Here is an 11,731-nt window from a genome sequence, read left to right on the forward strand (position 1 = left end):
TTCGCATGATATTCACCGGCCTAACTTACTACATTACCTACAGCTCTGGCAGGCGCCGTCTGTAACCCTTTGTGAAACACTTTCTACACAATATGCGCTTATGCGCGCGGGGCGAAATACGAAAAACCTATCACCCCGCCAAAAAACCTCGTTTTACTCGCTACGACCGCGGTAGCCCCAAGCCAGCATGTATTGCTCGCGAGAGCTGCCGCGAGATGAATCCGGCTTGATCATCTGGATCTTGTCGAACTTCTTGCGAGCATCCTTCAGGTACGTATCGAATCCTTCGCCCTGAAAAATCTTGATCAGGAAATTACCGCCCGGCTTGAGTATCCGCTCCGCCAGATCAAGCGCCAGCTCGCAAAGAAACATGGCCTTGGGCATGTCCACTTCAGGCGTACCACTCATATTGGGGGCCATATCGGAAATCACAAGGTCAACCTGTGAATTACCTACAGCTTCAAGGATCCGCGCGAGCACTTCGTCCTGAGTGAAGTCACCCTGGATAAAGGTCACATCCGGAATACTGTCCATCTCCAGGATGTCCGAGGCGATCAATCGCCCCTGGCCACCGATCAGCCGACTGGTGACTTGAGACCAGCCGCCAGGCGCCGCACCCAGGTCAACGACGCTCATGCCCGGACGGATCAGCTTGTATTTTTCCTGGACCTCCAGAAGCTTGTAACTCGCACGCGAACGGTAACCGTCCTTCTGCGCCTGCTTCACATAGGGGTCATTGACATGTCTTTTCAGCCAACCAAGGCTTGTCTTGGAACGCGCCATTGGGCACCTCGTTGATTAGGGTCGTGATTAATTGGGCGGATCCACGAGCCCTCGGGTAAAATGGCCGCCATTTTACAGAATCCAGACGAAAGGGTCAGATTATGCCGCTCACTCCAGAGCAGAAGAAACAGTACAAATCCATTGGCCACCACCTGAAACCGGTTCTGACTGTGGCTGACAACGGTTTGACTGAGGGTGTTTTAGCCGAACTCGAACGCGCATTGGCAGATCACGAGCTGATCAAGATCAAGCTCAACATCCTCGATCGCGAGGCGCGCCTGGCGTCCGTTGCAGAGCTGTGCAAGGTCGGCAAGGCCGATCTGGTTCAAGTCATCGGCAAGATGGCACTGATTTACCGCAAGAACTTCAGCGTCAACAAGCAGCTGTCGAACGTCCATCGTTTCAAGTGATGGCAAGGGTCAAGGGTGTGCTTCGCGCACCCTGCCACTCCATCCCGGCACCGGCTGCAATACCAGCACCAGCCCGGAAAAACCCAACACGAGAAAGCTGAACACCTGCCAGCGCTGCGCATCCGGCCAGCCGCCACGCACTGCGACAAACATCGCACACGCATACAACGCCATCAGCAACACTTGCCCGCGAAAATCCCGCCATAGACTGTCAAGGCCCTCGGCCTGTACCAGCACCAAAGCCTGAAATATCACGCACGCGACGGCAAACCCCACCACCGCCACTTCAAACGTACTTGCAACTTCATCGATCAGCAGCGGTGCCAGGCCGATTTGACCCAGCACCGGTCGCAGACCGAGATGTACCAGCCACAGGCCACCGACCCACAACATCTGGGCCAGTTGCCAGAGCATTGCGCCCGCATGCAGCAGGCGCCCACCCTCAGATGTGACGGACTTCGACAATCTCGTACTCGATAACGCCACCTGGCGTCTTCACGACGACCGTATCGCCCTCTTCCTTGGCAATCAAGGCGCGAGCGATCGGCGAGCCGACGGAAATCTTGCCGAGTTTGATGTCCGCCTCATCCTCACCCACGATCTGGTAAGTCACGCTTTCATCAGTCTCGACGTTGGCGATTTCGACGGTAGTGCCGAAAATCACTTTGCCGGTGTGCGGAATGGTAGTCACGTCAATGATCACCGCGTTCTGCAGGCGACCTTCGATGTCACGGATCCGCGCCTCGACCATACCTTGCTGTTCGCGAGCGGCATGGTATTCGGCGTTTTCTTTCAAGTCACCCAACTCGCGGGCCGTACCGATGTCCTGGCTGAGCTTCGGACGAACGACCTTGGTCAGGTGAGCATGCTCTTCTTCCAGGGCCTTGGAGCCCTGGACGGTCATTGGGTATTTATTCATGCCTTCAATCCTGCGTGTAGATCCTGCAAGCGGCGTACGGTCTTCTCGGGACCGAACTTCAGCGCTTCACAGATAGCTTCGCCAGCAGCAATGGTGGTGGTGCAGTAAATCTTGTGCTGCAAGGCGTTACGGCGAATGGAATAGGAATCGGCGATCGACTGACGCCCCTCGGTGGTGTTGATGATCAGAGTGACTTCGTCATTCTTGATCATGTCGACCACGTGCGGACGCCCCTCGGTCACCTTGTTCACGCGACGCACTTTCAGACCTGCGGCTTCGATCAGCTTGGCAGTGCCGGCAGTGGCGACAACTTCGAAGCCCAAGTTGATCAGATCACGGGCCACGCCTGCAACCAGTGGCTTGTCATCATCGCGCACGCTGATGAATGCGGTACCGCCGGTCGGCAGCACTTCGCTGGCGCCCATCTGGGCTTTGGCAAAGGCTTCGCCGAAGGTGTCGCCGACGCCCATCACTTCACCGGTGGACTTCATCTCTGGGCCGAGGATCGGGTCAACGCCAGGGAATTTGGCGAACGGGAACACCGCCTCTTTCACACTGTAGAAGTTCGGGATGATTTCCTTGGTGAAGCCGATTTCCTTCAGGGTTTTACCGGCCATCACGCGAGCCGCGACCATTGCCAGGGAAATACCGATGCATTTCGACACGAACGGTACGGTACGGGAAGCACGCGGGTTGACTTCGATGACGTAGATGTCTTCGCCCTGCAGCGCCAACTGAACGTTCATCAGGCCGACCACGCCCAGTTCCAGGGCCATTTTCTTGACCTGTTCGCGCATCTCGTCCTGGATGTGTGCCGGCAGCGAGTACGGCGGCAGCGAGCACGCGGAGTCACCGGAGTGAACGCCCGCCTGTTCGATGTGCTGCATGATCGCGCCGATCACTACGTCCTTGCCGTCGCAGACCGCATCCACGTCCATCTCGATGGCGCAGTTGAGGAAGTGGTCGAGCAGCACCGGACTGTCGTTCGACACTTGCACCGCGTCACGCAGGTAACGCTTGAGCTCTTCTTCCTTGTAGACGATTTCCATCGCCCGGCCGCCCAGTACGTAGGACGGACGCACCACCAGCGGGTAACCGATCTTCGCAGCTGCGCGAACGGCTTCGTCTTCGCTGCGCACGGTGGCGTTTGGCGGCTGACGCAGGTTCAGACGCTCGACCATTTGCTGGAAGCGCTCACGGTCTTCGGCGCGGTCAATGGCATCAGGACTGGTGCCGATGATCGGCACGCCGGCTGCTTCCAGGGCGCGAGCCAGTTTCAGAGGCGTCTGGCCGCCGTACTGGACGATCACGCCCTTCGGCTTCTCGACGCGGCAGATTTCCAGCACGTCTTCCAGGGTCACTGGTTCGAAGTACAGACGATCGGAAGTGTCGTAGTCAGTGGAAACGGTTTCCGGGTTGCAGTTGACCATGATGGTCTCGTAACCGTCATCGCGCAGCGCCAGTGCCGCGTGTACGCAGCAGTAGTCGAACTCGATGCCCTGACCGATACGGTTCGGGCCACCGCCGAGGATGATGATCTTGTCGCGACCGGACGGCGCGGCTTCGCACTCTTCCTCGTAGGTCGAGTACAGGTAGGCAGTGTCGGTGGCGAACTCGGCCGCGCAGGTGTCGACGCGCTTGTAGACCGGGAACACTTCCAGCTTGTGGCGGTGAGTACGCAGGTTCTTCTCGGTGACGCCCAGCAGCTTGGCCAGACGCTGGTCGGAGAAACCTTTGCGCTTGAGCTTGTACATCAGATCGCGGTCGATAGCGGACAGACCGAGAGTCTTGACCTTCTCTTCGTCCTTGATCAGGTCTTCGATCTGCACCAGGAACCACGGATCGATCATGTTCATGCCGAAGATTTCTTCGACGGTCATGCCGGCGCGGAAAGCGTCCGCCACGTACCAGATACGCTCGGCGCCCGGCACGGTCAGTTCGCGCTTGAGTACGCTCATGCTTTCCGGGTTGCTCAGGTCGACTTTCTCGTCCAGGCCGCAAACACCCACTTCCAGACCGCGCAGGGCTTTCTGCAGGGATTCCTGGAAGGTACGACCGATGGCCATGACTTCACCGACCGACTTCATCTGAGTGGTCAGGCGCGCGTCAGCGTTGGCGAACTTCTCGAAAGCGAAGCGCGGCAGCTTGGTCACGACGTAGTCGATGGATGGCTCGAAGGACGCCGGGGTACGACCGCCGGTGATGTCGTTCTGCAGTTCGTCGAGGGTGTAACCGACCGCCAGCTTGGCCGCGATCTTGGCGATCGGGAAACCGGTGGCTTTCGAAGCCAGAGCCGACGAGCGGGATACACGCGGGTTCATTTCGATCACGACCATGCGGCCGGTGTCCGGGCAGATACCGAACTGAACGTTGGAACCACCGGTCTCGACGCCGATCTCGCGCAGTACCGCCAGCGAGGCGTTACGCAGGATCTGGTACTCCTTGTCGGTCAGGGTCTGAGCCGGGGCAACAGTGATCGAGTCACCGGTGTGCACGCCCATCGGGTCGAAGTTTTCGATCGAGCAGACGATGATGCAGTTGTCCTTTTTGTCGCGGACAACTTCCATTTCATATTCTTTCCAGCCGATCAGGGATTCGTCGATCAGCAGTTCCTTGGTTGGCGACAGGTCCAGACCACGGGCGCAGATTTCTTCGAACTCTTCACGGTTGTAAGCGATACCGCCACCGGTGCCGCCCATGGTGAAGGACGGACGGATGATGCACGGGAAGCCCAGGCGCTCGAGCACCGCGTTGGCTTCTTCCATGCTGTGGGCGATACCGGAACGCGGGCATTCCAGGCCGATGGCTTTCATCGCCTTGTCGAAACGCGAACGGTCTTCAGCCTTGTCGATGGTGTCGGCGTTGGCGCCGATCATCTCTACGCCGAACTTCTCCAGAACGCCTTCACGCTCCAGGTCCAGGGCGCAGTTCAGAGCAGTCTGGCCGCCCATGGTTGGCAACACGGCATCCGGACGCTCTTTCTCGATGATCTTGGCAACGGTCTGCCATTTGATCGGCTCGATGTAGGTGGCGTCGGCCATGTCCGGGTCGGTCATGATGGTGGCCGGGTTGGAGTTCACCAGGATGACGCGGTAACCCTCTTCGCGCAGGGCTTTGCAAGCCTGGGCGCCGGAGTAGTCGAATTCGCAGGCCTGGCCGATAACGATCGGGCCAGCGCCGAGAATCAGGATGCTTTTAATGTCTGTACGTTTTGGCATGGGTTTGTCACTCAAATCCGCAGGTCAGTCGGCAAGCCGTCTTGATCGATTTCTGAAGCCCCGAGGGGGCCGCCGGTTCCGGGGCCGCCCTCAAGGGCTTCTCGCTACAGTCTCAAGGCGAGCGCTTAGCGTCGCTTGGCCATCTCGTTGATGAAGCGGTCAAACAGAGGGGCCACATCGTTCGGGCCCGGGCTCGCTTCAGGGTGACCCTGGAAGCTGAACGCGCTCTTGTCGGTGCGCTCGATGCCTTGCAGGGTGCCGTCGAACAGCGATTTGTGGATCGCGCGGACGTTGGCTGGCAGGGTTTCTTCGTCAACCGCGAAACCGTGGTTCTGGCTGGTGATCATCACGACGCCAGTGTCCAGATCCTGAACCGGGTGGTTGGCACCGTGGTGGCCATGACCCATTTTCAAGGTCTTGGCGCCGGAAGCCAGAGCCAGCAGCTGGTGACCGAGGCAGATGCCGAAGAGCGGAATTTCGGTTTCCAGTACTTCCTTGATCGCCTTGATCGCGTAGTCGCAAGGCTCCGGATCACCAGGGCCGTTGGACAGGAACACGCCGTCCGGCTTCAAGGCCAGCACGTCGGCCGCCGGGGTCTGTGCCGGAACGACAGTGACGCGGCAGCCGCGCTCGACCAACATGCGCAGGATGTTGACCTTGACGCCGTAGTCGTAGGCAACCACGTGGTAAGGCAGCTCGGAGGCTTCGATGGTCGCGTGGCTGTCGGTTTTCAGATCCCAGACAGTGGAGCGCCATTCGTATTGGGTCTTGGTGCTGACGACTTTCGCCAGATCCATGCCCTTCAGGCCCGGGAAGCCTTGCGCCGCGGCGATGGCCGCTTCTTCGGAGATGTTGTCGCCGGCCATGATGCAGCCGTTCTGTGCGCCTTTTTCACGCAGGATGCGGGTCAGGCGGCGGGTGTCGATACCGGCGATCGCCACAACATTGTTGGCTTTCAGGTAATCGGACAGGGACATCGTGTTACGCCAGTTGCTCGCTACCAGCGGCAGGTCACGGATGACCAGGCCAGCGGACCAGACGCGATCGGACTCGGCGTCTTCCGGCGTGGTGCCGGTGTTGCCGATGTGCGGGTAAGTCAGGGTAACGATCTGTTGGGCGTAGGAAGGATCGGTAAGGATTTCCTGATAGCCGGTCATTGCGGTGTTGAACACCACCTCACCAACGGTCTGACCGTCGGCTCCAATGGCTTCGCCGCGAAAAATGCTGCCATCAGCAAGGGCGAGTATGGCTGGCTTAGTCAAGAAGACCTCCCGTAAATAACGCATGAAAGGGCAATCGCAGGTTGTAAAAAAGCGGAGTGACGTATGGACACGTCACCCCGCTTCTTCACTGAATTATTCTGCGCGCTTTTAGTGGACACACTAAAGCTGTAGCTTACAGAAAAAGGGATTTTTGGTCTACCGCCAATGAGGCCTGAAGGCCGGAGAATGCGACAGGGCGTCGCCCGGCGGAGCAAAACCGGCACAAACAGGGCATTTGCGCCGGTTTCAGAACATCTCAATGCAGGTCGAGCACGTCCTGCATGTCGTACAAACCAGGCTCGCGACCGTCAAGCCACAACGCCGCACGCACCGCGCCCTTGGCGAATGTCATGCGACTCGAAGCCTTGTGCGTGATCTCCAGACGCTCGCCCTCGCAGGCAAACAGCACTGTGTGATCGCCCACCACGTCACCGCCGCGAACAGTGGCAAAGCCGATGGTTTCACGGTCACGGGCACCGGTGTGACCTTCGCGACCATAGACCGCGACTTTTTGAAGATCACGATCAAGCGCATTGGCAATCACTTCACCCATGCGCAGGGCCGTACCCGACGGCGCATCGATCTTGTGGCGGTGATGGGCTTCGATGATCTCGATGTCCGCATCATCAGCCAATACCCGCGCTGCCATGTCGAGCAGCTTCAGCGACAGGTTGACGCCGACACTGAAGTTGGCGGCGAAGACGATCGGAATATCCTTGCCCGCCTCGGCCAGCAACTGCTTCTGCGCAGCGTCCAGCCCGGTCGTGCCGATCACCATCGCCTTGCCGGCCTTGCGGCAGAAGGCCAGGTTTCTCAGCATCACTTCCGGCAGGGTGAAGTCGATCAACACATCGAACTCTTCCGCCACCGATTCCAGATTTCCGGACAGCGGCACGCCGATTCGGCCCAGCGAAGCCAGCTCACCGGCATCCACACCGATCAGCGTACTGCCAGGACGAACAATCGCGGCCGTCAGACCGGTCAGCGGTGCGCGCTGCTGCACGGCCTCGACCAGAATCTTGCCCATGCGCCCGGCAGCGCCCATCACAGCTATACGTCGCATGCCGACTCCTTACAGATCGCCGAAGAAGCGTTTCACACCGTCGAACCAACCGGTGGTTTTCGGGGAGTGGCTGTTGTCGTCCGCCAGGGAGCTGCGGAACTCTTCCAGCAGTTCACGTTGACGACGGGTCAGGTTGACCGGAGTTTCGACGGCCACACGGCACATCAGATCGCCCGCCCCACCGCCACGCACTGGCGCAACACCCTTGCCGCGTACGCGGAACTGCTTGCCGGTCTGAGTTCCTTCCGGAATCTTCAGTTTGACGCGACCGTCGAGGGTCGGAATTTCCAGCTCGCCGCCCAGGGCCGCGTCGACGAAGCTGATCGGCACTTCGCAGAACAGATGCTTGCCGTCACGCTGGAAGATGTCGTGTTCGCGGACATTGATCACTACGTACAGGTCGCCGGTCGGGCCACCCTGAGTGCCCGCCTCGCCTTCACCGGACAGACGAATGCGGTCACCGGTGTCGACACCGGCCGGCACTTTGACGGAGAGGGTTTTGTATTCTTCGACGCGACCGTCGCCGTGGCAGGAATCGCACGGATCGGAAATGATCTTGCCCTGACCATGGCAACGCGGGCAGGTCTGCTGCACCGAGAAGAAGCCTTGCTGCATGCGTACCTGACCGATGCCGCCGCACGTCGGGCACGTCGATGGCGACGAGCCTTTCTTGGCACCCGATCCATCACATGGTTTGCAATTGACCAATGTCGGAACGCGGATATTCACGGTAGTACCGCGTACCGCTTCTTCCAGGTTCAGCTCCAGGGTGTAACGCAAATCGCTGCCGCGCTGAGCGCCGCCACGGGAACCGCCGCGACCGCCACCGAAGAAGTCACTGAAGACATCACCGAAGATGTCGGAGAAGTTCTGACCGCCGAAGCCTGCACCGCCGCCGCCCATGCTCGGGTCGACACCGGCATGACCATACTGATCGTACGCTGCACGCTTGCTGGAATCGGACAGCACTTCGTAGGCTTCGTTAGCCTCTTTGAACAGATCTTCCGACGCCTTGTCACCGGGATTACGGTCCGGGTGGTGCTTCATCGCCAGACGGCGATAGGCCTTTTTCAGGTCTGCTTCGCTTGAGCCGCGCTCAACACCCAACACTTCGTAATAGTCACGCTTAGCCATAAGTTCTTCATACTCTTGAGGACGTTCGGCAAACCCCTCCTGAGCTTCGCCAAACTCGTTGAGCCCCAATACAGGCCCGGACCCAACTCACGTCAATTCAACGATCCTGGTCTTTGGTTCATGCGGTATTTGCGGCGCGAAAAGCAGGAGCATTCCCGGCCATACCGCCAACACACGAAGCTCGTCGCATGCTGTAAAAATTCGCGTATTCCAGATACGCCAACGCGGGAGCAAGCTCCCGCGCGGCGACATCCTACCAGTCACCGCCGCAAGGCAGTCAACCGGGCGACCAACAACTTACTTGTGGTCTTTGACTTCTTCGAACTCGGCATCGACAACATCGTCAGCCTTTTCAGCTTTCTCGTCGTGCGGTGCTGCGCCTTCAGCAGGCTGAGCCTGTTCGGCGTACATCTTCTGAGCAACCGGTGCAGAGACTTTCGACAGCTCTTCAACCTTGGCGTCGATGGCAGCCTTGTCGTCGCCTTTGACGGCAGCTTCCAGGGCAACCACAGCCGCTTCGATTGCAGTCTTCTCTTCTGCAGTCACTTTGTCGCCAGCGTCGGCGATCATCTTGCGAGTCGAGTGAACCAGTGCATCACCCTGGTTACGGGCAGCGGCCAGCTCTTCGAACTTGCGGTCTTCCTCGGCGTTCAGCTCGGCGTCGCGCACCATCTTCTGGATTTCTTCATCCGACAGACCAGAGTTGGCCTTGATAGTGATCTTCTGCTCTTTGCCAGTCGCCTTGTCCTTCGCACCTACGTGCAGGATGCCGTTGGCGTCGATGTCGAAGGTCACTTCGATCTGCGGCACACCACGTGGAGCAGGTGGAATGTCGGCCAGGTCGAACTTGCCCAGGGACTTGTTCTGTGCGGCTTGCTTGCGCTCGCCTTGCAGGACGTGAATGGTCACGGCGCCCTGATTGTCGTCGGCCGTCGAGAACACTTGCGATTTCTTGGTAGGAATCGTGGTGTTTTTCTCGATCAGCGCGGTCATCACGCCACCCATGGTTTCGATACCCAGGGTCAGCGGGCTGACGTCGAGCAGCAGAACGTCTTTCACGTCACCGGCCAGAACGGCGCCCTGGATCGCAGCACCCATGGCAACAGCTTCGTCCGGGTTCACGTCTTTACGTGCTTCTTTACCGAAGAAATCCGAAACAGCTTTCTGCACCATCGGCATACGGGTCTGACCGCCGACCAGGATCACGTCGTCGATCTTGCTGGCGTCGATGCCGGCGTCTTTCAGAGCAATGCGGCATGGCTCGATGGTACGAGTCACCAGATCTTCAACCAGCGATTCGAGCTTGGCACGGGAGATCTTCACGTTCAGATGCTTCGGACCGGTCGCGTCTGCAGTAATGTACGGCAGGTTGACGTCGGTCGACTGCGAGGAAGACAGCTCGATCTTGGCTTTCTCAGCGGCTTCTTTCAGACGCTGCAAGGCCAGAGGATCGTTCTTCAGGTCCATGCCGGACTCTTTCTTGAACTCGTCGACGAGGTAGTCGATCAGGCGCATGTCAAAGTCTTCGCCACCCAGGAAGGTGTCGCCGTTGGTGGCCAGCACTTCGAACTGGTGCTCGCCGTCAACTTCAGCGATCTCGATCACGGAGACGTCGAAAGTACCACCACCGAGGTCGTAAACGATCACGGTGTGATCGCCCTTGGCCTTGTCCATACCGTAAGCCAGAGCAGCAGCGGTCGGTTCGTTGATGATACGTTTTACGTCCAGACCGGCGATGCGGCCAGCATCTTTAGTTGCCTGACGCTGACTGTCGTTGAAGTACGCCGGAACGGTGATCACCGCTTCGGTCACAGCCTCACCGAGATAGTCTTCGGCGGTCTTCTTCATCTTTTTCAGGACTTCGGCGCTGATTTGCGGCGGAGCCATCTGCTTGCCGGAGGCCTCGACCCAGGCGTCACCATTGTTAGCCTTGACGATCTTGTAAGGCACCAGCTTGATGTCTTTCTGTACAACTTCTTCTTCGAAGCGGCGACCGATCAGACGCTTTACTGCGAAAAGGGTGTTGTGCGGGTTGGTCACAGCCTGACGCTTGGCCGACTGACCGACCAGGATTTCGCCATCGTTGGCGTAAGCGATGATCGACGGCGTGGTGCGCGCGCCTTCAGCGTTCTCAATAACTTTGGCTTTGCCGTTTTCCAGCACGGAGACGCAGGAGTTGGTAGTCCCCAGGTCGATACCGATAATTTTGCCCATGTTCACTCTCCCGAAACTTTGGATTTTTTTGCCGCAGCAGTGGTGGCTGACTGCGGTAATACTTAAACGCTTGACTTGTAAATGGGGGCCTTGCGGCTAATTTCAAGCCTTCTCGTCAATCGAAGGCGAAACTGGCGCCGGCGCCTTGCTGACCACGACCATCGCCGGACGCAGCAGGCGACCGTTGAGCTGGTAGCCCTTCTGGAACACCTTCAGAATGCTGTTCGGCTCCAGGTCAGCACTTTCCTGCATGGCCATCGCCTGATGCTCCACGGCATTGAACGGTTCGCCTTCCTGCGGGCTGACAGCGACAAGCTGATAGCGCGTGAGGGTGTCGTGAAACATTTTCAGGGTCAGCTCGATGCCTTCGCGCATCGGACGGATGCTTTCGTCATCCGGGCTCGACAGCTCGAGACCACGCTCCAGGCTGTCGACGATCGGCAGCAGATCGCCGGCGAATTTTTCCAGCGCAAACTTGTGCGCCTTTTCGACATCCTGCTCGGCACGGCGGCGGACGTTCTGCAGATCGGCAGCTACGCGCAGCGATTGATCCTGCGCGGCGGCCAATTGCTCTTCGAGCACTTGTACACGGGTCGCCAGGTCATCACCCGAGGCCTCGGGCGCCTGATTGGCTTCTGGATTTTGCGTATCTACTGTCTGTTCGTCAGCCATAGAATTCTCCTTTCAATATCGTCCGCGAGTTCGATTCGCGCTTCTGCCCCGATATA

General features: G+C 58.7%; 10 protein-coding genes. 1 reads left to right on the forward strand and 9 read right to left on the reverse strand.

Going from position 1 to position 11,731, the window contains the following annotated elements:
* Positions 1 to 153: 153 nt before the first annotated feature.
* Positions 154 to 783, reverse strand: a complete 630-nt coding sequence (rlmE, locus tag ACTJK7_RS12385; protein WP_064382587.1) for a 23S rRNA (uridine(2552)-2'-O)-methyltransferase RlmE — start codon at positions 781 to 783, stop codon at positions 154 to 156.
* Positions 784 to 884: 101 nt separating this feature from the next.
* On the opposite strand from rlmE, the gene ACTJK7_RS12390 reads away from it, so the two are divergent.
* On the forward strand, positions 885 to 1,193 hold the full coding sequence (locus tag ACTJK7_RS12390) for a YhbY family RNA-binding protein (protein ID WP_011332401.1): 309 nt from the start codon (positions 885 to 887) through the stop codon (positions 1,191 to 1,193).
* Positions 1,194 to 1,202: 9 nt separating this feature from the next.
* On the opposite strand, the gene ACTJK7_RS12395 is transcribed toward ACTJK7_RS12390, so the two are convergent.
* From ACTJK7_RS12395 to grpE, 8 genes are all read right to left on the reverse strand, one after another.
* Positions 1,203 to 1,607 (reverse strand): MFS transporter, encoded by a 405-nt coding sequence (locus ACTJK7_RS12395; protein WP_440780404.1) that lies wholly within the window; start codon positions 1,605 to 1,607, stop codon positions 1,203 to 1,205.
* A 28-nt stretch (positions 1,608 to 1,635) separates the two neighbouring features.
* Positions 1,636 to 2,112 carry a transcription elongation factor GreA gene (gene greA, locus ACTJK7_RS12400; protein ID WP_440780406.1) on the reverse strand — a complete coding sequence of 159 codons (477 nt, stop codon included), beginning with the start codon at positions 2,110 to 2,112 and terminating at the stop codon, positions 1,636 to 1,638.
* Complete coding sequence (gene carB / locus ACTJK7_RS12405; protein ID WP_039769162.1) at positions 2,109 to 5,330, reverse strand: carbamoyl-phosphate synthase large subunit; 3,222 nt, start codon at positions 5,328 to 5,330, stop codon at positions 2,109 to 2,111. Before carB ends, greA begins: the two co-directional genes overlap by 4 nt.
* A gap of 125 nt (positions 5,331 to 5,455) precedes the next feature.
* The gene (gene carA, locus ACTJK7_RS12410; protein ID WP_085654578.1) at positions 5,456 to 6,592 is read right to left on the reverse strand and encodes a glutamine-hydrolyzing carbamoyl-phosphate synthase small subunit; all 1,137 of its coding nucleotides are present in this window, start codon (positions 6,590 to 6,592) and stop codon (positions 5,456 to 5,458) included.
* Between the two features lie 256 nt (positions 6,593 to 6,848).
* Complete coding sequence (gene dapB, locus ACTJK7_RS12415; protein ID WP_085654576.1) at positions 6,849 to 7,655, reverse strand: 4-hydroxy-tetrahydrodipicolinate reductase; 807 nt, start codon at positions 7,653 to 7,655, stop codon at positions 6,849 to 6,851.
* 9 nt (positions 7,656 to 7,664) lie between these two features.
* Entirely contained in the window at positions 7,665 to 8,789 is a 1,125-nt protein-coding gene (gene dnaJ, locus ACTJK7_RS12420) for a molecular chaperone DnaJ (RefSeq protein WP_041475136.1), read from the reverse strand.
* A gap of 297 nt (positions 8,790 to 9,086) precedes the next feature.
* Positions 9,087 to 11,003 carry a molecular chaperone DnaK gene (gene dnaK, locus ACTJK7_RS12425; protein ID WP_011332395.1) on the reverse strand — a complete coding sequence of 639 codons (1,917 nt, stop codon included), beginning with the start codon at positions 11,001 to 11,003 and terminating at the stop codon, positions 9,087 to 9,089.
* Positions 11,004 to 11,105: 102 nt separating this feature from the next.
* Positions 11,106 to 11,675, reverse strand: coding sequence for a nucleotide exchange factor GrpE (gene grpE, locus ACTJK7_RS12430; RefSeq protein ID WP_011332394.1), 570 nt, complete (start codon positions 11,673 to 11,675; stop codon positions 11,106 to 11,108).
* Positions 11,676 to 11,731 lie beyond the last annotated feature (56 nt).

It is taken from the genome of Pseudomonas sp. 22085 (assembly GCF_052045815.1).
Taxonomy (GTDB): domain Bacteria; phylum Pseudomonadota; class Gammaproteobacteria; order Pseudomonadales; family Pseudomonadaceae; genus Aquipseudomonas; species Aquipseudomonas glycinae.